19 protein-coding genes are annotated in these 20,902 nt (G+C 66.8%); 12 read left to right on the top strand and 7 right to left on the bottom strand.

Annotated elements, in window-relative coordinates; all coding sequences use genetic code 11:
- Nucleotides 1-29: 29 nt before the first annotated feature.
- Nucleotides 30-1,028 (top strand): UDP-glucose 4-epimerase GalE, encoded by a 999-nt coding sequence (gene galE, locus RT655_RS08235; protein WP_313536024.1) that lies wholly within the window; start codon nt 30-32, stop codon nt 1,026-1,028.
- An 18-nt stretch (nt 1,029-1,046) separates the two neighbouring features.
- Here galE and RT655_RS08230 read toward each other — a convergent pair whose 3' ends face one another.
- The 3 genes from RT655_RS08230 to RT655_RS08220 all read right to left on the bottom strand — a co-directional run bounded on the left by RT655_RS08230 (nt 1,047) and on the right by RT655_RS08220 (nt 4,308).
- Nucleotides 1,047-1,520: a nuclear transport factor 2 family protein gene (locus RT655_RS08230; RefSeq protein WP_313536022.1), complete on the bottom strand. Its 474-nt coding sequence runs from the start codon at nt 1,518-1,520 to the stop codon at nt 1,047-1,049.
- A 130-nt stretch (nt 1,521-1,650) separates the two neighbouring features.
- A complete protein-coding gene (gene clpA / locus RT655_RS08225) occupies nt 1,651-3,972 on the bottom strand; it encodes an ATP-dependent Clp protease ATP-binding subunit ClpA (RefSeq protein ID WP_313536020.1) in 2,322 nt (773 codons plus the stop codon).
- A gap of 138 nt (nt 3,973-4,110) precedes the next feature.
- Complete coding sequence (locus RT655_RS08220) at nt 4,111-4,308, bottom strand: DUF1192 domain-containing protein (protein ID WP_313536018.1); 198 nt, start codon at nt 4,306-4,308, stop codon at nt 4,111-4,113.
- A 79-nt stretch (nt 4,309-4,387) separates the two neighbouring features.
- Between RT655_RS08220 and RT655_RS08215 the strand changes: the two genes are divergently transcribed.
- The gene (locus RT655_RS08215; protein WP_313536016.1) at nt 4,388-5,398 is read left to right on the top strand and encodes an NAD(P)H-quinone oxidoreductase; all 1,011 of its coding nucleotides are present in this window, start codon (nt 4,388-4,390) and stop codon (nt 5,396-5,398) included.
- On the opposite strand, the gene RT655_RS08210 is transcribed toward RT655_RS08215, so the two are convergent.
- Both RT655_RS08210 and RT655_RS08205 read right to left on the bottom strand, forming a co-directional pair.
- Entirely contained in the window at nt 5,399-5,821 is a 423-nt protein-coding gene (locus RT655_RS08210; RefSeq protein ID WP_313536013.1) for a hypothetical protein, read from the bottom strand.
- A 20-nt stretch (nt 5,822-5,841) separates the two neighbouring features.
- Nucleotides 5,842-6,231 (bottom strand): hypothetical protein, encoded by a 390-nt coding sequence (locus RT655_RS08205; protein ID WP_313536011.1) that lies wholly within the window; start codon nt 6,229-6,231, stop codon nt 5,842-5,844.
- A gap of 227 nt (nt 6,232-6,458) precedes the next feature.
- On the opposite strand from RT655_RS08205, the gene RT655_RS08200 reads away from it, so the two are divergent.
- From RT655_RS08200 to RT655_RS08165, 8 genes are all read left to right on the top strand, one after another.
- A complete protein-coding gene (locus RT655_RS08200; protein ID WP_313536009.1) occupies nt 6,459-7,337 on the top strand; it encodes a UDP-2,3-diacylglucosamine diphosphatase in 879 nt (292 codons plus the stop codon).
- 23 nt (nt 7,338-7,360) lie between these two features.
- Nucleotides 7,361-8,383, top strand: coding sequence for a glycosyltransferase family 1 protein (locus RT655_RS08195; RefSeq protein ID WP_313536007.1), 1,023 nt, complete (start codon nt 7,361-7,363; stop codon nt 8,381-8,383).
- A gap of 119 nt (nt 8,384-8,502) precedes the next feature.
- Complete coding sequence (locus tag RT655_RS08190) at nt 8,503-9,156, top strand: DUF1013 domain-containing protein (RefSeq protein ID WP_313536933.1); 654 nt, start codon at nt 8,503-8,505, stop codon at nt 9,154-9,156.
- A gap of 234 nt (nt 9,157-9,390) precedes the next feature.
- On the top strand, nt 9,391-10,254 hold the full coding sequence (locus tag RT655_RS08185; protein WP_313536005.1) for a dienelactone hydrolase family protein: 864 nt from the start codon (nt 9,391-9,393) through the stop codon (nt 10,252-10,254).
- Between the two features lie 78 nt (nt 10,255-10,332).
- On the top strand, nt 10,333-10,968 hold the full coding sequence (locus RT655_RS08180) for a glutathione S-transferase family protein (RefSeq protein WP_313536003.1): 636 nt from the start codon (nt 10,333-10,335) through the stop codon (nt 10,966-10,968).
- Nucleotides 10,969-11,268: 300 nt separating this feature from the next.
- Nucleotides 11,269-12,849: a sulfotransferase gene (locus tag RT655_RS08175; protein ID WP_313536932.1), complete on the top strand. Its 1,581-nt coding sequence runs from the start codon at nt 11,269-11,271 to the stop codon at nt 12,847-12,849.
- 111 nt (nt 12,850-12,960) lie between these two features.
- Entirely contained in the window at nt 12,961-15,516 is a 2,556-nt protein-coding gene (locus tag RT655_RS08170; protein WP_313536001.1) for a TonB-dependent receptor, read from the top strand.
- A 13-nt stretch (nt 15,517-15,529) separates the two neighbouring features.
- On the top strand, nt 15,530-16,390 hold the full coding sequence (locus tag RT655_RS08165; protein WP_313535999.1) for a metallophosphoesterase: 861 nt from the start codon (nt 15,530-15,532) through the stop codon (nt 16,388-16,390).
- 20 nt (nt 16,391-16,410) lie between these two features.
- Here the strand turns inward: RT655_RS08165 and RT655_RS08160 are convergent, their stop codons facing one another.
- Nucleotides 16,411-17,919: a DEAD/DEAH box helicase gene (locus tag RT655_RS08160; protein WP_313535997.1), complete on the bottom strand. Its 1,509-nt coding sequence runs from the start codon at nt 17,917-17,919 to the stop codon at nt 16,411-16,413.
- A gap of 82 nt (nt 17,920-18,001) precedes the next feature.
- Complete coding sequence (locus RT655_RS08155) at nt 18,002-18,451, bottom strand: hypothetical protein (protein ID WP_313535995.1); 450 nt, start codon at nt 18,449-18,451, stop codon at nt 18,002-18,004.
- 78 nt (nt 18,452-18,529) lie between these two features.
- Here RT655_RS08155 and RT655_RS08150 point away from each other — a divergent pair, with 78 nt between their 5' ends.
- A complete protein-coding gene (locus RT655_RS08150; protein ID WP_313536931.1) occupies nt 18,530-19,978 on the top strand; it encodes an FAD-binding oxidoreductase in 1,449 nt (482 codons plus the stop codon).
- 53 nt (nt 19,979-20,031) lie between these two features.
- Entirely contained in the window at nt 20,032-20,805 is a 774-nt protein-coding gene (locus RT655_RS08145; RefSeq protein WP_313535993.1) for a SapC family protein, read from the top strand.
- Nucleotides 20,806-20,902 lie beyond the last annotated feature (97 nt).

The raw sequence follows: 20,902 nt of genomic DNA, 5'->3' as shown, positions 1-20,902 counted from the left end.
AGCCGGGGCTGAACAAAGAGGATGGCGTGATGCGCGACGGTGCGGTGCTGGTGACGGGCGGGGCGGGCTATATCGGCAGCCATGCGGTGCTGGCGCTGCTCGACGCGGGCTGGCGCGTGGTGGTGATCGACAATCTGGTCACCGGCTTCGACTGGGCGGTCGATCCGCGCGCGACGCTGATGGTCGCGAACATCGACGATGCCGAGGCGGTGCGCGGCGCGATCCATCAGCACGGCGTGATCGGCGTGATGCATTTCGCCGGTTCGGTGGTGGTGCCGGAATCGGTGAGCGACCCGCTCAAATATTATCGCAACAACACCGTCGCCAGCCGGGCGCTGATTGAGAGCGTGGTGGCCGAGGGCGTCCGCCACTTCATCTTTTCCTCGACTGCGGCGACCTATGGCATTCCCGAGCAGGTGCCGGTGCGCGAGGACGCACCCAAGCAGCCGATCAACCCCTATGGCATGTCCAAGCTGATGACCGAGATCATGCTCAAGGACGTCGCCGCCGCGCATCCGCTCAACTATTGCGCGCTGCGCTATTTCAACGTCGCGGGTGCCGATCCGGAGGGCCGCAGCGGCCAGTCGACTGCGGGGGCCACGCATCTGATAAAGGTCGCGGTGGAAGCGGCGACGGGCAAGCGCGACCATGTTTCGGTGTTCGGCACCGATTTCGCGACCGTCGACGGCACCGGCGTGCGCGACTATATCCATGTCAGCGATCTCGCCGCCGCGCATGTCGACGCGCTGGATCTGCTGATCGCGCGGCCGCGGGACAGCCATACGATGAACTGCGGCTATGGCCGCGGCTTTTCGGTGATGGAGGTGCTGGACGCGGTGGACCGGGTGACCAACATGACCGTTGCGCGCAAGCTGGAAGGGCGCCGCGCGGGCGATCCCGATGCACTGGTGGCAGACAACAGTGCAATCCTCGCGGCGCTGCCCTGGCGGCCCAGGCACGCCGATCTGGGCGAGATTGTCCGCGACGCGCTCGCCTGGGAGCGCAAGCTCGCCGAGCGGGGCCGATAGGCGAGCGCTTCCTCCCTGCTATTTTCCGGCCCCGTCCCGCTGTTCGGCAGGCGTCGCCGCGCGATGTCCATAGCTGAGCACGGTGGTGATCCGCCATTGGCCATCCCGCTTTGCCCATATCATGACGAACTTGGCGATGCCTTCGCAGCGGCGGGTCGCCAGTTCGCAGAAGCGGTGCTCACCCTCCTCGATCGCGCCATAGTCCTTGACCGGGTACACGCGGAAGGATGCCGCGATCCGCTCGCGCCGCACCTTACCGCAGATGTACGTGCGCACCCCGTCGACCATCGCCTCCCGGTCGAAGGTGGCCCCGCCATTGTCGTGGTAGAAGGCGACCTTGGGATCGAAATAGCCGGAAAAGGCCGGCAGGTCGCAGCGGTTATAGGCGTCGAACACCTTCGTATCGAGCGCGCTGATTTCCGTCGTCAGCGGATCGGCGGCGGACGGGGCCGATGCGGCGAGCAGCGCGGCTGTCCATGCGACGGCGATCATGTGCTTCCTCCGTTGAACGCATCCCACACGCGTTGCGGGAGCGTAGCGACGGTCAGACGATGCGCCAACAACGCAAGCGGCCCGGGGGATCGCTCCCCCGGGCCGCTGCTGTTTCCAAAGCGAGGGACGCTCAGACGTCCGCCGGCGCTTCCTTCTTGCCCTTCTTAGGCTTCTTGGGCGCCGCGGGCGTGATCTCGAACGCGAGCGCATTGTCCTTCAGCTTCACGCTCACTTCGCCGCCATGGACGAGCTTGCCGAACAGCAGCTCCTCGGCGAGCGGCTGCTTGATTTTTTCCTGCATCAGGCGGCCCATCGGGCGCGCGCCGTACAGCTTGTCATAGCCGCGCTTGGTGAGCCACGCCTTGGCCTCCTCGTCCAGATGGATGTGGACGCCGCGATCGGTGAGCTGCAGCTCCAGCTGGAGCACGAACTTGTCGACGACGCGGGCGACGACTTCCGGCGGCAGATAGCCGAACGGCACGATCGCATCGAGGCGGTTGCGGAATTCGGGGGTGAAGAGGTTCTTCACCGCCTCTTCCTGCACGTCCTCGCGGCTCAGATCGCCAAAGCCCACGCTTTCCTTCGCCATGTCCGATGCACCGGCATTGGTGGTCATGATGAGGATGGTGTTGCGGAAGTCGACGGTCTTGCCGTGGTGGTCGGTCAGCTTGCCGTTGTCCATCACCTGCAGCAGGATGTTGAACAGGTCCGGATGCGCCTTCTCGATTTCGTCGAGCAGCAGCACCGAATGCGGGTTCTGGTCGACCGCGTCGGTCAGCAGGCCGCCCTGGTCATAGCCGACATAGCCCGGAGGCGCACCGATCAGCCGGCTGACCGAATGGCGTTCCATATATTCGGACATGTCGAAGCGCTGGAGCGGGATGCCGAGCAGCGTCGCAAGCTGCTTCGCCACCTCGGTCTTGCCGACACCGGTCGGGCCCGAGAACAGATAGTTGCCGATCGGCTTGTCCGGATCGCGCAGGCCCGCACGGCTCAGCTTGATCGCCGAGGAGAGGACCTCGATCGCCTTGTCCTGACCGAACACGACGCGCTTCAGATCCTGCTCGATATTGGCGAGCACGCGGGTGTCGTCCGAAGAGACGGTCTTGGCGGGGATCCGCGCCATGGTCGCGATGACCTGCTCGATCTCCTTGGGGGTGATAACCTTCTTGCGCTTGGACGGCGCCACCAGCATCTGCATCGCGCCGACTTCGTCGATCACGTCGATCGCCTTGTCCGGCAGCTTGCGGTCGTTGATATAGCGCGCCGACAGCTCCACCGCCGACTTGATCGCGTCGGGGGTGTACTTCACCGAATGGTGCTGCTCGAACGCCGAGCGCAGGCCGGCCAGGATCTTCACCGTATCCTCGACAGACGGCTCGTTGACGTCGATTTTCTGGAAGCGGCGGAGCAGCGCGCGATCCTTTTCGAAGTGGTTGCGGAATTCCTTGTAGGTGGTCGAGCCGATGCAGCGGATCGAACCGCCGGACAGGGCAGGCTTGAGCAGGTTCGACGCGTCCATCGCACCGCCGCTGGTCGCGCCGGCACCGATCACGGTGTGAATCTCGTCGATGAACAGCACGGCGTGCGGCAGCTTCTCCAGCTCCGAGACGACCTGCTTGAGGCGCTCCTCGAAGTCGCCGCGATAGCGGGTGCCGGCCAGCAGGGCGCCCATGTCCAGCGAGTAGATCACGGCTTCCTTCAGCACGTCGGGCACTTCGCCCTCGACGATTTTGCGGGCGAGACCCTCGGCGATGGCGGTCTTGCCAACGCCGGGATCGCCCACATAGAGCGGGTTGTTCTTGCTGCGCCGGCAGAGGATCTGGACGGTGCGGTCGACTTCGGCTGCGCGGCCGATCAGCGGATCGACCTTGCCGATCTTCGCCTTCTCGTTGAGGTCGACGGTGAACTGCTTGAGCGCGCTCTCACCCTTGCCCGTCTTCGCCTCCTGCTTGTTCGACTTGTCTTCCTCGGCAGCGCCCTTGGGGGTGCTCGCCTCGGTAGGCGTGGTGCCGCCCTTGCCGACGCCGTGGCTGATGAAGCTGACGGCATCGAGCCGGCTCATGTCCTGCTGCTGCAGGAAATAGACCGCATAGCTCTCGCGCTCGCTGAACAGCGCGACCAGCACGTTGGCGCCGGTCACTTCGTCACGGCCCGAGGACTGAACGTGCAGGATCGCGCGCTGCACGACGCGCTGGAACCCGCTGGTGGGGGAGGGGTCAGTGGCATTGTCCACCTTCAGCGCTTCCAGCTCGGTATCGAGATAGTGCGCCACCGTGGTCTTGAGTTCGCCCACGTCCACCCCGCACGCGCCCATCACCTTCGAGGCGTGTTCGTCGTCGATCAGCGCGAGCAGCAGATGCTCGAGCGTCGCATATTCGTGCCGGCGCGAGGACGCAGCCTCGAGCGCCTTGTGGAGGGTGGCTTCGAGAGCGGAGGCGAAACTAGGCATTCGGATACAACTCCAGTCGGGCCGAAAGGGTGCTGAGCCCGTCTTCCCCTATGTCGGGAGTGGCAGGCCCCGCATCAAGCGCTGCGGCCCCGCACCGGAGGTTCGTGGCGTATCGCCCGAATTCCGGTGCCTTGACGCTCATCTCTTAAATAGAGCGTCAGCGCTTGAACGATGGTGAACGGCGCGTTGAATCTTTTCTCGACATCGGACGATCTCGGTTTCGAGCAGTGCGATCCGGGCCTCTAGTTCGGCCACCGAAAAGGGGTCGAGGTCCTGCTTTCCCAGCTGCACCGCGAGATCGTCGGATCGACGCGGAAGATTTTCGTCGGCGTCCATGCGAGGAAACGTTGACCCTGGTGAGGTCGATGTCAATAAGGCCCCGAAGTTCCCCTTAGGCCAAAAAGCGACGAACCGAATGATCGCAGCCGAAATGATGCTGGCCATCGACCCCGATGCGCCGGGCGGCCCCGAAGTCCTTGTTCCCGTCGAGCGACCCGTCCCCCAGCCGGGGCCGGGCGAGGTACTCGTACGAGTCGCAGCGGCCGGCGTGAATCGCCCGGAAGTGCTGCAACGGCAGGGAAAATATCCGCCGCCGCCAGGTGCCCCCTCGATTCTGGGCATGGAGATCGCCGGCACGGTGGTCGGGCTGGGCGAGGGCGCCGACGAAACGCTGCTCGGCAAACAGGTGTGTGCGCTGATCGCGGGGGGCGCCTATGCCCAATATGCGGTGGCGCCCGCCGGCCAGTGCCTGGAGGTGCCCGAAGGCCTGAGCCTCGTCGAGGCGGCGGCGCTGCCCGAGACGCTGTTCACCGTCTGGTCGAACCTGTTCGATCGCGGCTGGGCGCAGCCGGGAGAGAGCGTGCTGGTCCATGGCGGCACCAGCGGCATCGGCACGATGGCGATCGCACTTGCCAAGCTGTTCGGGTTGACGATCCTGGTTACCGCCGGATCGGACGAGAAATGCGCGGCAGCGCGCGAGCTCGGCGCCGACCTTGCGATCAACTACAAGGCCCAGGATTTCGTCGAAGAAGTGAAGGCCTTCACCGGCGGGAAGGGGGTCGAGATCGTGATCGACATGGTCGGCGGTGACTATGTCGCGCGCAACCTGCAGTGCCTCGCCGAGGATGGCCGCCACGTCTCGATCGCGGTGCAGGGCGGGGCGACGGCGACGATTCCCGTCTGGGACGTGATGCGCCGCCGGCTGACGCTCACCGGATCGACGCTGCGGCCGCGCTCGGTGGAGTTCAAGTCGCTACTCGCGGACGAGCTGCGCCGCCATGTCTGGCCGCTCGTCGCCGAGGGCAAGCTCAAGCCGATCATCGACCGCAGTTTCCCGTTCGCCGAGGCGCCGGCAGCGCACCGGCGGATGGAAGCGGGCGAGCATGTCGGCAAGATCGTGCTCACGATCGGCGACCAGCCCGCCTGATCAGGCGGCGAGGGGGCGCTGCTGCAGCGCTTCCTCGGCCATCGGCAGCAGCAGCTGCTCCTGGTGCGCGGCGCGGCGCTCGCACAGCCGCAGCAGGCGCTGTGCGGCCGCGCGGTGGCCGTGTGGATCGGCAAGGATCTTGCGCAGCGTCCACGCGGCGCAATGGTCGAGCGTGCGCTGCCGCCATTCGAGATCCTGCTCGGTGGTGCGACGCGCCATCGCCTGGTGCGCGCAATCCTCGCTCTCGCGCAGCGTGGCGAGCAGCAGGCGGTCCTTGGTGAGCGTGTGGACGCGCATCGCGTCGAGCAGGCGCTCGCGGGCGGCGTTGAGCGCGGCGGCGGTCGGTCGGGGGTCTAGCTGGGAAAGCGCCTTGGCAGCGTCGGTGAGATCCTGGGTGGCGGCGAACAGCGATTGGAATGGCATGACGCCATTCTAGCGGCGTTTCAGACGGTTGGTCGTTTTAGCGACGAAATGAGTCTGGCGAGCGCGGGATAGGCGGTCTGCTCGGCATAAAGCGTACGCGTTCCGATCCAGACCAGCACCTCTCGAACGTCGGCGCGATAGCCGGACGGGTCTTCGAGGATACGGGCGAGCGGCCATCGTTGATAATGCCCCAGCCCCTTTTGTCGTCCCTCCAGGTCGCGCTCGACGCAGCTTCGCGCGATCGCCATCAACCCGGCGTCGCCGCTCTGACGCAGCGGCCGCAGCAGGACCCGTTCCTGCTCCGCGAAGAACTTGTTATGGGCCAGCGCGACATTCTTGCGCAGTTCGGCGAGGCGCTGCTGGTCGATCAATGGTTCGGCAACGCGCAGGATTTCCTCGGTCATCGCCAAGATGTCGCAACTGATCGCGCGAAGATTCTGCACCGACATGCCTTCGTCCTTTCCGGCGCATTGTAGAGGCGGCTGGTGCGGTGCGACCGTGCACGCTCCGAATTGTCGCTTCCCGGCACGTCCGGATCAGGACTGTGACAATATGGTGAAATCCCAAGGATTCGATTTGTAACAATGGCGCGGCATAGGCGAGTCCCGGTACAGGGCAGTTGCACGGGAACTTGGGCATGGCCACGATCACCAGGCTTTCGTTTGATGTCGCGGGTCTCGCGGACTTCCACGCGACGACGCCCACGATTCCGGAGCGACCGATCGGCGAGCGGCGCCAGTATCGCGCGATCTGGATTTCCGATGTCCATCTCGGCACCCGCGGCTGCAACGCCGAGATGCTCATCGACTTTCTCGACCATGTCGACAGCGACACCATGTATCTGGTGGGCGACATCATCGACGGCTGGGCAATGAAGAAGCGCCTCTACTGGCCGGCCACGCACAACGACATCGTCTGGCGGGTGCTCAAGCGGGCGAAGCGTGGTACCGAGATCGTGTATATCCCCGGCAACCACGACGAAATGTTCCGCCAGTTCACTGGGCTCGACTTCGGCGGCGTGCAGATCAAGCGCCAGGCGATCCACACCACCGCCGACGGCCGCCGCCTGCTGGTGCTGCACGGCGACGAGTTCGACGCGATCACCATGTCGCACCGCTGGCTCGCCCATCTGGGCGATGCGGCGTACGAGATGATGATGACGCTCAACCGCTGGCTGAATGCGGTACGTCGCTGGATGGGGCTGCCCTATTGGTCGCTGTCCAAATACGCCAAGCAGAAGGTGAAGAACGCGGTGTCTTTCATCTCCAAGTTCGAGGAAATCGTTGCCCGCGAAGCCGGCACCCGCGGAGTCGACGGCGTGATTGCCGGGCATATTCACAAGGCAGAGATCCGTCCGATCGACGGCATCGAATATTATAACGACGGCGATTGGGTAGAGGGTTGCACGGCGCTGGTGGAGCATTACGACGGTACCATGGAAATTCTCCACTGGGCCGACGAGATGGCAGCGCGCGAGTCGCCGCCTGAATCCGAGGTCAGACTGGCGGCGGCGTGACGGCAGCGGCGGGGGTCGAGGCCGTGCGTATCGCAATTGTGACCGATGCCTGGGAGCCCCAGGTCAACGGGGTCGTCCGCACGCTTCAATCGGTGCGGCGGGTGCTGGAGAGCCAGGGCCATCAGGTGTTGGTGGTTTCGCCGGACAAATTCTATTCGCTGCCCTGCCCGACCTATCCGGAGATCCGGCTGGCGATCACCAGCGTGGCGGCGGTGGGCGCGATGCTCGAGGAATTCGCGCCCAACGCGATCCATCTCGCCACCGAAGGGCCGCTCTGTGTCGCCGCGCGGCGCTGGTGCCTGCGCCAGAAGCGGCCGTTCACCACCGCCTATCACACCCAGTTCCCCGACTATGTCTCGGCGCGCTCGGGCGTGCCGGCCGAGTGGATCTGGCGCTACATCCGCTGGTTCCACACGCCGAGCGCGACGATCCTCGCGTCGACCGCGTCGATCCGCCAGTCGCTGGTCGATCACGGCCTGCCCCAGGTGCGCCACTGGGGCCGTGGCGTGGACCTCGCCAATTTCCACCCGGGGCTTCCCAAGCATCCGCGCCTGGCGGAATGCCCCGGGCCGGTAATGCTCTATGTCGGCCGCGTCGCGGTGGAGAAGAATCTCGAGGCGTTCCTCAGCGTCGATCGGCCGGGCACCAAGGTGGTGGTGGGCGATGGCCCGGCGCGCGCGATGCTGGAGGCCAAATATCCGAACGCGGTGTTCCTCGGCGCGCAGTTCGGCACCGATCTGGCGAGCGCCTATGCGACCGCCGACGTGTTCGTCTTCCCAAGCCGCACCGACACCTTCGGGCTGGTGATGATCGAGGCGCTGGCCTGCGGCACCCCGGTCGCCGCCTATCCCGTCACCGGACCGGTGGACGTGCTGACGCCGGAGACCGGTGCGATGGACGAGGATCTAGGCACGGCGATCGACCAGGCGCTGACGCTCGACCGTTCGGCGTGCGCCGCCTATGGCCGCAGTTTCACCTGGGAGGCGAGCGCGCGCCAGTTCCTTACCGCGCTGGTGCCGATCGGCTGCGAGAAGGCGGCCGCCTGAATCGCGGAAACGCTTGCCCCCAGGGACAAGCTCCCCTACATCAAGACCATGTGTGGCCGCCCGTGATGGGCGGCCCTTATTGTTTCAAGTTCCGGAGATCCACCGTGGCCCAGCCGCTGATGCCGCACGCGACCGCTTCCTGGCTGGTCGACAACACGTCGCTGTCGTTCGAGCAGATCGCCGAGTTCTGCGGTCTCCACATCCTCGAAGTGCAGGCGATCGCCGACGATACCGCCGCGACCAAGCTCACCGGCCGCGATCCGGTGCGCGCACACGAACTGACGATGGACGAGATCGAGAAGGGCCAGGCGAACCCCAATTACGCGCTCAAGATGCAGAAGGGCCCCGAACAGGTCCGCCGCACCAAGGGCCCGCGCTACACGCCGGTCTCGAAGCGCCAGGACAAGCCGGACGGCATCGCCTGGATCCTGCGCCACCATCCCGAGGTTTCGGACGGCGCGATCGGCAAGCTGATCGGCACCACGCGCACCACCATCGCCGCGATCCGTGACCGTACCCATTGGAACATCGCCAACATCGTGCCCAAGGACCCGGTGACGCTCGGCCTGTGCTCGCAGCGCGAGCTCGATGCGCTGGTGGCCAAGGCCGCCAAGGCCGCCGGCATCGAGGCACCGACCGATACCCGCCTCGAAGGGGACCGCGAGGCGCTGATCGAGCAGCTCCGCGCCGAGCGCTATGCCGCAAGCCATGTGCCCGATGCGCAGGAAGCCGCGCCGATCGAGCATACGGCGGAGAGCCTTTTCAAGCACTGATTTCGCCTTCCCGGGCGTTAACGAGCGGGCCTCGGCGCATCCAGCGCCGGGGCCCGTTCTGCATCCAGGGGCAGCTTTGCGGGCGCGATTGGGTGCGGTACCAACGGTTTGGGTTGCACGCTTCCGCACCGTTCACCCTCTCCCGCCCGCGGGAGAGGGAGGGGCCCGCTACCGAAGGCAGTGGGATGGTGAGGGTGAGCCGTGTAAGAGAACCCGCCCGAACGGAGGATCGCCATGTGTGACGAACATACCGCAGCCGACAATGACCGCGCCCTGGGCGGCCTCACCCGTCGTGGCTTCACCGCCGCCGCCGCCGCGACCGGCATGCTGGCCATCCTGCCCAGCCCGGCCAACGCCGCGGCGGTGAAGGGCCGTGATGTCACGATCAAGACCGCGGACGGCACCGCCGATGCCTATTTCGTCGCCCCCACCAGCGGCAGGCACCCCGCCGTGCTGGTCTGGCCCGACATCATGGGCCTGCGCCCCGCCTTCCGGCAGATGGCCGATCGGCTGGCGCAATCGGGCTATGCGGTGCTGACGGTGAACCAGTTCTACCGCTCTACCAAGGCACCGTTCCTGAAAGCAGGCCAGTCCTTCGACCAGCCCGAGGTGCGCGCGATGATCATGCCGTGGCGCGATCCGCTCACCCCCGCGGCGATCACCGCCGACGCGAAGACCTTCGCCGCGTTCCTCGACGCCCAGCCCGAGGTCGACGCCCAGCGCGGCATGGGGAGCACCGGCTATTGCATGGGCGGGCCGTTCGTCGTGCGCACCGCCGCCGCGCTGCCGGGGCGGGTGAAGGCCGGGGGCAGCTTCCACGGCGCACCGCTGGTCACCGAGGCGGCCGACAGCCCGCACAAGCTCGCGCCGCAGCTGCAGGGGCGCTACCTGTTCGCTATCGCCGAGAATGACGATGCACGTGCCCCCGGCGACAGGGACGCGCTGCGCACCGCCTTTGCCGCGGCGAAGGTGCCGGCCGAGATCGAAGTCTATGCCGGCACGATGCACGGCTGGTGCCCGCCCGACAGCCGCGCCTACAACGCGGCGCAGGCCGATCGCGCCTGGGACCGCCTGCTCGCGACTTTCGCCAGCCTCTGATCGGTTGACCCGTCCGCCGATTCGTGTTCCCTTCTTGTTCCCGGCCGACCGAGTCGGGAGCAACAGGGGTACGGGGCCATGACGGACCAACTGATTCTCTACACCAACCCGCAATCGCGCGGCCGCATCGCGCGATGGATGCTCGAGGAAGTCGGCGCGACCTATCGCGTCGAGGTTCTCGACTATGCGTCGACGATGAAGGGCGACACCTATCTCGCGATCAATCCGATGGGGAAGGTGCCGGCGATCGTCCATGGCGGCAAGGTCGTCACCGAATGCGCGGCGATCTGCGCCTATCTGGCAGAGGCTTTCCCCGAGGCGTGCCTGACGCCGCGTCCGGAAGAGCGCGCCGATTATTATCGCTGGCTGTTCTACGCGGCAGGGCCGGTGGAGCAGGCGACGACCAACCATTTCGCCAAGTTCGATTCGGGCGAGCAGTCGCGCATGTTCGGCTATGGCAACTATGATCTGGTCGTCGACGTGCTCGATGGGCTGCTTGCATCGCGCGCCTATGTCACCGGCGACCGATTCACCGCGGCGGACGTGTATTTCGGCTCGCAGATCGGCTGGACGGTGATGTTCGGCATGCTGCCCAAGCGCGACTCGTTCCTCGCCTATATCGAGCGTGTGCAGAGCCGCGAGGCCTACAAGCGCGCCTGGGCACTCGATGATGCCGCTGCGGCGGAACTGCAAAAGGCTGCCGAACCCGCTTGAAGCCCACGCCCCGCGGGACGATGCTTGTGCGATGCGCGGGGACGGGATGATACCAGGCGGGATGACCTTCACTCCATTCATCATTCCCGCGAAGGCGGGAATCCATTCGCCCGTGCGCTGGGGGAAAGAACCGCACCACCAGCGCCAATGGATCCCCGCCTCCGCTGGGATGACGGTCGGTTGGCCGGGGAGCCGTTCGGCGTGACCGGCGCCGTCGCAAAACAAGGCGCGGTCGAGCGGCGTGCATCGGCCCCGCCGCAAAGCTGGATCGCGACGGCAGGGCGGTACCCGCCCCGGCTGATTGAGGCGGCGCTGGCGCTGCACGACAATCAGCTGCACGTCGCCGAGCCGCTGCTGCGCTCGCATCTGAAGGACGATCCGTTCGACGTCGCCGCGATCCGGATGTTTGCCGAGTTGGCCGGGCGGATCGGCCGCTACCGCGACGCCGAGTCGCTCCTGCGCCGCGCGGTGGAACTGGCGCCCGGCTTCACCCCGGCGCGCGCCAATCTGGCGCTGGTGCTGTACCGGCTCAACCGCCCCGTCGAGGCACTGGCGGAGCTCGACCGCGTCCTTGCTGACGAGCCCGACAATCCCACGCATACCAACCTGCAGGCGGCAGCGAACGCGCGCTTGGGCGACTTCGATTCGGCGATCGGCCTCTACGAACGCGTGCTCGAGCAAGCGCCGAACCAGCCTCGGGTGTGGATGAGCTACGGCCATATGCTCAAGACCGTCGGGCGCCAGGCTGATGCGGTCGCCGCCTATCGCCGGGCCATTGCGCTACTGCCGGCGCTGGGCGAGGCATGGTGGAGCCTGGCCAACCTCAAGACCGTCCGCTTCGACGATACCGATCTCGCCTCCATGGAAGGGGCGCTGGCCGGCGTCGAACTCGCCGAGGAGGACCGCTTTCATCTCGATTTCGCGCTGGGCAAGGCGCTGGAAGAGCGTGGGCAGGCGGCACCGGCCTTCGCGCATTACGCCGCCGGCAATGCGCTGCGCCGCCAGTCGCTCCGCTATGCGGCCGAGGACACGACACGGCTGGTCGACGCGCACATCGCGCACTGCACGCCCGACCTGCTGGCGGCGCGCGCGGGACAGGGCTGCCCCGCACCCGACCCGATCTTCATCCTCGGCATGCCGCGCGCCGGATCGACGCTGGTCGAGCAGATCCTGTCCAGCCACAGCCTGGTGGAAGGCACCGCCGAGCTCGCCGATCTGCCCGTGCTGGCGCGCGACATCGCCCGCTATCCCGCCGGCCTGGCGGAGCTCTCCGGCGAGCAGCTGCACGCGCTCGGCGAGGCCTACCTCCGCCGCACGCGGATCCAGCGGCGCACCGATCGTCCCTTCTTCATCGACAAGCTGCCCAACAACTGGGCGCATGTGCCGCTGATCCTGCTCGCGCTGCCGAATGCGCGGATCATCGATGCGCGGCGCCACCCGCTCGGTTGCTGCTTCTCCAACTTCAAGCAGCATTTCGCCCGCGGCCAGGGCTTCAGCTATGCGCTGGAAGACATGGGCCGCTATTATGCCGATTATGTGGGGCTGATGGCGCATGTCGATGCGGTCGCGCCCGGCCGCGTCCACCGGGTCTTCTACGAAGCCATGGTCGAGGATACCGAGGCGCAGGTCCGCGCGCTGCTCGCCGCCTGCGGGCTCGACTTCGAACCGGCCTGCCTCGCCTTTTATGAAACCGAGCGCGCGGTGCGCACCGCCAGCTCCGAGCAGGTGCGCCGACCCATCTTTCGCGACGGCGTGGAGGGCTGGAAGCCGTTCGAGCCCTGGCTCGATACGCTCAAGGCCGCCTTGGGCGCGGTGCTGACGGCGTATCCCGATGTCCCGACATTCGCCCCCCGGATTGACGTGCTGCACCTTCGTTGCTGAATTGTCACACTATGTGAACAATCCTTGCGCCTATATCGCGCCGCACATTCGCATGCTTGACCCAAAGATCGTTGCGCAAGACGTTGCGACGCAACAATCGGGGGTTTTTTCATGCCGCTCAATCGGTGCGTCGTCCGTTCGCTGCTGCTTGCTTCCACCATGCTCGCCGCCGCGCCGGCGCTGGCCCAGCAGCAAGCGGATGCCCCGCCACCGACCACCGACTCGACGGATATCGTCGTCACCGCGCAAAAGCGCAGCGAGAGCCTGCAGAACGTCCCCCTTAGCATCCAGGCGCTGGGCACGCAGAAGCTCGACGAGCTGAACGTCAGCAACTTCACCGATTACGTCCAGCAGCTGCCCTCGGTCTCGTTTCAGGCGCTGGGGGGCACGCCGGGCACCAATGTCGTCTATATGCGCGGCGTCGCCTCGGGCGGCGACGGCAACCATTCGGGATCGCTGCCCTCGGTGGGCGTCTATCTCGACGAACAGCCGGTCACCACGATCGGCGGCAACCTCGACGTCCATGTCTACGACATCGCCCGGATCGAGAGCCTGTCGGGGCCGCAGGGCACGCTGTACGGCGCCTCGTCGGAAGCGGGCACGATCCGCATCATCACCAACCAGCCCGATCACAAGGGCACCTATGGCCGGGTCGACGGCGAGGTGAACACGGTCAACAAGGGCGGCGTCGGCGGCAAGCTGGAAGGCATGCTCAACCTGCCGATCAACGACATGGCGGCGCTGCGCCTGGTCGGCTTCTACCAGCATGACGCAGGCTATATCGACAATGTCGCCGGCTGCCGCAGCTACCTGCCCGAGCCGACGGCCACGTCGTGCACCGCTACCAACGGCGGTGTCGTCGTCGACAACAAGGCCTTCGTGAAGAAGGACTATAACGAGACCGACATCTGGGGCGGCCGCGCCGCGCTGAAGGTGGATCTGGACGAGAATTGGACGGTCACGCCTGCCGCGATCTACCAGGAAACCCGCAGCCACGGCGCCTATGGCTATGATCCCAAGGTCAGCGACCTCCAGGTCCAGCATTTCTTCCCCGAATATCGCCGCGACCGCTTCATCCAGGCGGCGCTGACCATCGAGGGCAAGCTGGGCAATTGGGACCTTACCTATGCCGGCGCCTATCTCGACCGGCGCGACACCCAGTCCAGCGACTATACCGATTATGCCGAGGCCTATGACTCGCTCTATTCGTCGGTGGGCGGCCTCGCGGGCTATTTCTACTTCTCGGACAATGCCGGCAATCCGATCGACCCACGCCAGCGCATCGTCGCCACCGACCACTTCAAGAAGCTGAGCCAGGAACTGCGGATCGCCTCGCCCTCGAGCGATCGCCTGCGGCTGGTCGCGGGGCTGTTCTACCAGCGTCAGTCGAACGACATCCTCCAGGATTACCGCGTGACCGGCCTTGCCGACGCCTTGTCGGTCAACGGTCATCCGGGCACTCTGTGGTACACCCAGCAGCACCGGGTCGACCGCGACTATGCCGCATTCGGCGAAGTGAGTTATGACCTTACCGACAAGCTGACGGCCACGGCGGGCGGCCGCGCGTTTATCTATGACAACACATTGATCGGCTTTTTCGGCTTCGGTCGCAACCCGGCCGACGGCTTCAGCGCGACGCCCTATAACGGCGCGGGCAGCTCGCGAACCGGTGTTGCGCAGTGCTTCACCAGCGATGGGATACGGTTGCGCGACGCCGTCGATGCGGGCGCTAGCACGACGCTGTTGCCCGCGGCGGTGGCGGGCGGGCCGTGCACCAACCTCGCCGTCTACGCGCGCGGTGCCGGGCTGGTGCCGGTGCGGGCGCAGGGGCAGGGGGCGACCTATCGCTTCAACCTCAGCTGGAAGCCGGTGCAGGGCATCCTGCTCTACGGCACCGTCTCGCGCGGCTTCCGCCCGGGCGGCATCAATCGCCGCGTCGACGTGGCGCCCTACCAGGCCGATTTTCTCACCAATTACGAACTCGGCGCTAAGACGACGTGGCTCGATGGCGCGTTGCGGCTGAACGCGGCGGTCTATCAGCAGGATTGGAACAAGTTCCAATTCTCCTTCCTCGGCGCGAATAGCTTCACCGAGATCCACAATGGCCCGAACGCCCGGATCCGCGGCGTGGAGGCGGATGCGGCGTTCACCCGCGGCGGCCTCTCGCTGACCGCGGCGGGCAGCTATACCGATGCCAAGACGACCCGGAACCTGTGCCTGTTCGACGACCCCAGCTTCACCTGCGCGGGCCCCGACAATCTCGTCTCCGCGCCCAAGGGGACGCGACTGCCGATCACCCCGCAGGTCAAGCTGAGCGGCACCGCGCGCTATACGGTGCCAGTGGGGAGCGCCAAGGGCTATGGCCAGGCGACCGTGTCGCACCAGAGCTCGGCCGCCTCCGACATCCGCACGGCGATCCTCCAGACGGGGACGGGGGCGATCGTCAGCCCGGCCGACCAGCTCGGGCGGCTCGCGGCGTTCACCACCGTGGGGCTTGCCGCCGGCGTGAACTTCGAGCGGTTCAACATCGAGCTGTTCGTCAGCAACGTCGCCGACGAGCGCGGCCAGCTGTCGCGTTTCCAGGAATGCGGCTCGTGCGGGCAGCGGACCTATATCGTGCCGATCGCTCCGCGCACGATCGGGTTGCGCGCGGGGGCGAAGTTCTAGGATAGCGGCCCGCATGTGGCGCTGGCGGGCATCATGGGCAGCGCTGGTGCTGCTCGGCCTGTGCGCGCTGCTGCTGGGGTTTGGCTATCGCGAGGCGCTGGGCGATCCCGTGCTGCGTCGGCTGGACGTGGCGGTGCAAGGCTGGCCGGCGGACGCGCCGCCGCTTCGGCTGGCGCTGCTCTCCGACATCCACCTCGGCGCCGTGAGCATGGACGACGCTCGGCTGCGGCGGATCGTCGCGCAGGTGAATGCCGCGCATCCCGATATCGTGCTGCTCGCCGGCGACATGGTGGTCGGCCATGACGGCGAGGGTGCCGAGGCGCACGCTGCTGGGCTGACCGCCCCGCTGGCCGGGCTGCATGCGCCGCTGGGCGTGTTCGCTGTGCTCGGCAACCATGATCATTGGACCGCGCCGGCGGCGATTCGTGCGGCGCTGGCGCGCGCCGGGGTGACGGTGCTGACCAATGATGCGGTACGTCGCGGACCGATCGCGCTGCTGGGCGTCGACGATGCCTATTCCAGCCATGACGATGTCGCGGCGACGCTCGCAGCCTGGCGCCGCCTGGGCGGGGTGCCGGTGGTGGTCACCCATGCGCCCGACCTCATCACCAAGCTGCCGCCTGCACTACCGCTCTTGCTCGCCGGGCACACGCATTGCGGGCAGGTGGTGCTGCCCGGCTGGGGGCCGCTGCTGCTGCGTTCGCCGCACGAGCATTGGCGCATGCTGTACTCGCCGCGCCTGCGCTGTGGGGTTGTCCACGATATGGGGCGGCCGATCGTGGTGACCGCCGGCGTCGGATCGGGAACGATGCCGCTGCGGCTGGGGGCGCCGCCGGACTGGTGGCTGATCACCCTGCGGCGCGGCCGGCGCTGAGGCACCGGCCGCGCGCGCGGTCAGGCGTCGATCGTGTAGTTGAGGAAGTCCGGGATCGGGCCGTTCCAGCCGTCGTCGGGACCGTCATCCTGGTCACGGCGGCGACGACGGTCGTCGCGGGCTGGACGCTCGTCACGGATGGGGCGCTCGTCGCGAACCGGGCGCTCGGCGCGGGCGGGACGCTCGTCCCGCGCCGGGCGCTCCTCGCGTTGCGGACGGGCGTGGCCTTCCTCGCGCGGTGCGGCAGCCTCGGGGGCTTCTTCACGCGTCGCGGCGGCGCGGCGCGACCTGGGCTTGGCCGGTGCTTCGGCGGCGGCATCCTCACGGCGCGGCTCGGCCTTCTTGGTGTCACGCTTGCCGCCGCGGGTTCGCTTGGGCGCCGGCGCGTCCTCGGCACCGTCGATCGCGACCGGGCTCGGCACGCGCTCGATCTTGTGGCCGGTCAGCTTCTCAATCTCGACGATGTTCTCGGCATCCTCCGGCGTCACCAACGTATAGGCGATGCCCGTCGCGCCACCGCGACCGGTGCGGCCGATGCGGTGGACATAATCGTCCGGATGCCAAGGCGCGTCGAAGTTGAAGACGTGGCTCACGCCCTTCACGTCGATGCCGCGCGCGGCGACGTCCGAGGCGACGAGGATGTTGACGTCGCCGTTCTTGAACCGGTCGAGCTCGGCGATGCGGGCCGACTGGTCCATGTCGCCATGGATCTCGGCCGAGCGGAAGCCGTGCTTCTTCAGGCTCTTGTTGAGGTCGCGAACGGTCGTCTTGCGGTTGCAGAAGATGATCGCGGTCGACACTTCATCCTGCTGCAGCAGGCGGCGCAGCACGTCGCGCTTCACATGCGCGGTGGCCGGCACCTGGACGATGCGCTGGGCGATGTTGATGTTGGCGGTGGCGGGGCGCGCCACTTCGATAGTCTTCGGATCGGTGAGGAAGCGATCGGCCAGCTTCTTGATCGGCGGCGGCATCGTCGCGGAGAAGAGCAGGGTCTGGCGCACCTTGGGCAGCTTGGTGCAGATTTCCTCGATGTCGGGGATGAACCCCATGTCGAGCATCCGGTCCGCCTCGTCGATCACCAGCAGGCTGCAGCCGGTGAGCAGGATCTTGCCGCGGCCATAGAGGTCCATCAGCCGGCCTGGCGTGGCGATCAGCACGTCGACGCCCTTTTCCAGCGCCTTGACCTGATCACCCATCTGCACGCCGCCGATCAGCAGCGCCATCGAGAGCTTGTGGTTGACGCCGTACTTCTCGAAATTTTCGGCGACCTGCGCCGCCAGCTCGCGCGTCGGCTCGAGGATCAGCGAGCGCGGCATCAGCGCGCGGGTGCGCCCTTCGCCGAGCACGTCGATCATCGGGAGCACGAAGGCGGCGGTCTTGCCGGTGCCCGTCTGGGCGATGCCGATCAGGTCCTTGCCCATCAGTACCGACGGGATCGCCTGGCGCTGGATCGGAGTCGGCTCGGTATAGCCGGCGTCGGTCACCGCGCGGAGAAGGTCGTCAGAAAGGCCGAGGTCGGCAAAGCTCATGCAAATGTCCGGAAATAGGGCGCGTTGCGATGCACCTTTACAGAAGGCATGGCGCTTGCGGATTCAGCCGCAAAAGTCAAGCTTAGCGTGCGCGAACCAGGGTCTTGAAGGCCTGAACCGGGCAAGTTCTACCCGATCTGGAACGCAGTGCGTCCCGACCTGCGCAGAATTTGCTGTCCTTGGAGGGCTTCAGATAGGCGCCAGAATAGAAACCGAGCGCGGGGCATTCGGCACCCAATTTTGCGCGAAGCAGTGATCCATCCTCGAGGATCAGATCAACGCTGTCCGCTGCGTTCACCGTGAACCCCTGGATGCGGTCCATCTCGACACAGCTCTTGGCGTGGCGCTCCATCACTGCCGGGGCCTCGCGCACGACGATCGTCGTCGTCGTTACCGTCATGCGGGGTACATGGATTGATACATGCTGCTGGAAGGACGGCGCGAGGGCAGCATCGACGGCCATGGCCGGCCGCGCCGCGGGAGCAGCGAGCATCAGCACGAGGCCGGCAGCAGCGATCGGCAGTTTCACCATGGTGGGATCGGACGGTAGGGGCATCGGCTTGAACGGTGGATGAACTGCCGCAGGCCATGCTAGTGCGCAACCATCATGATGACACCCGATCAGCAACGCGTCACTGCCTTCGCCGCGGAGCGCTTCGGCCCGAAGGCGGTCACTACCGATCCGCAGGACATCGAGCCCTGGCTCACCGACTGGCGCCGGCGCTACCATGGCGCGGCACCCGCGATCCTGTCGCCCGGCGCGACCGAGGAGGTCAGCGCGCTCGTGGCGCTGGCCAACGAGCTCGGCGTGGCGCTGGTGCCGCAGGGCGGCAATACCGGTATGGTCGGCGGCGCGATTCCGCCTGCGGACGGATCGGCGCTGCTGCTCTCAACGCGCCGGATGCACCGGATTCGGAGGATGGACGCCGATGCCAACTTGGCGGTGGCGGAAGCGGGCGTCATTCTCGGCACCTTCCGCGACGCGTCCGAGGCTGTCGGGCGGCGCTTCCCGCTCGATCTGGGTGCGCGCGGGAGTGCCACGATCGGCGGCCTCGTCTCTACCAATGCCGGCGGCGTGCAGGTGCTGCGCTTCGGCACGATGCGTGCGCTGGTCGCGGGCGTGGAGGCGGTGCTTCCCGATGGTTCGGTGCATGACGGGCTGTCGGCGCTGAAGAAGGACAATCGCGGCTACGATCTCAACCAGCTGCTGGTCGGCGCCGAGGGGACGCTGGGCATCGTCACCGCCGCGACGCTGCGGCTGGTGCCGGCGGCAGCGGCGCGGGCGGTGGCCTGGGTCGGCCTGGAGAGCCCGGCCAAGGCGCTCACCCTGCTGCGCCGGCTGCAGGCGGCGACCGACATGGTCGAGAGCTTCGAGATCATGCCCGACGACACTGTCGCGCTGGTGCTGGAGCACGTACCCGGCACGCGGCTGCCGCTGGCCGGTACGCATCGCTGGCACGTGCTGATCGAGGCGGTGACCAGCGATCCCGCCGCCGAGGCGCCGGCGACGGTGCTGGAGCGGATGCTTGCCCAGGCCTTCGAGGCGGGGCTGGCCGAGGACGCGGTGATCGCGGCGAGCGAAGCGCAGGCCGAGGGCTTTTGGCGCATCCGCCATTCGATCTCCGAGGCCGAGCGTTCGGCCGGGCCCGCCGTGCAGCACGATATCTCGGTACCCGTCGAGGATATGCCGCGCTTCATGGTGGAAGGCGGGGCCGAGGCGGAGGCGCGCTTCCCCGGCACCCATGCGATCGCCTATGGCCATCTCGGCGACGGCAACGTCCATTTCCATGTCCGCGCGCCCAAGGGCGTGGATCGCGATCGCTGGTATGCCGAAGAGGCGCCGCACATCACGCGGCTGGTGCACGACATGGTGGTCGCCGCCGGCGGGTCGATCTCCGCCGAGCATGGCATCGGCCAGATGAAGCGCGACGAACTCGCGCGCCTGTCGCCGCCGGCGCGGATGGCGGCGCTGCGCGCGATCAAGGTCGCACTCGATCCGAAGCTGATTCTCAATCCGGGAAAGCTGGTCGCGCTTGCGCCTGAAACCTTCAGCAAATAGACCCCGGCGCGGTTGAAACGCCTTTCGACGAAAAAAGTTCTCAGGAGATCCTCATGGCCAGCGCGCCGCAGCAGTCGCTTCCCTTGTTCTACAATCAGCTCGAACCGCTTTCGAGCCAGGTCCATGCCGATTTCCGCTCGCGTTCGACCGACCGCGCGCCGTTCCTCGCCAACCAGCATGCGGTGCCGGTCACCGTCGAGGAATTCCCGCTCGTGCAGCGCTTCATGCCGATCGTCTTCTCGGTGGGCGAGGATCCCGTGCCGCTGGCGCTGATGGGCCTCAACGAAGGCGTGAACACCTTCTTCGACGCCGAGGGCAAGCTGGTCGACCCCAACTTCTACGTGCCGGCCTATATCCGCCGCTATCCGTTCCTGCTCGCGCGCCTGCGCCCGGAGAGCGACGAGCTGTCGCTGTGCTTCGATCCGACCTCGGACGTGGTCGGCAAGTTCGAGGAGGGCGAGGCCCTGTTCGAGAATGGCGAGCCGAGCGAAGTCACCAAGAACATCCTGCAGTTCAACGAGCAGTTCGAGACGGCCGGTGCCCGCACCAGCCAGTTCATGCGCGAGCTGAAGGACATGAACCTGCTGATCGACGGCGAAGTCTCGATCCAGCCGGACGGCGCCGCGCAGCCCTTCATCTATCGCGGCTTCATGATGGTCGACGAGAACAAGCTGAACGAAATGCGCGGCGACCAGCTGCGCAAGATCGTCCAGAACGGCATGCTGCCGCTGATCTACGCCCACCTCTTCTCGCTGGCGCAGATGCGCGAGCTGTTCGCACGCCAGATGCGCGCGGGCTGGCAGCCCGAAGTCCAGCTGGCCGGCTGACCCACGGTCCGGGGAGCGGCGGTGCCGCTCCCCCCTTTGTCTGGCGAAGTCGCCTCCTGCGCCGCCAAGACCGTCCCGACTTCCGCTGGAAGAACCA

Origin of the sequence: Sphingomonas sp., assembly GCF_032114135.1 — a bacterium.
GTDB lineage: Bacteria > Pseudomonadota > Alphaproteobacteria > Sphingomonadales > Sphingomonadaceae > Sphingomonas.
Note: the sequence above shows the minus strand (reverse complement) of the source record. Positions and strands in the feature narration are given on the sequence as shown.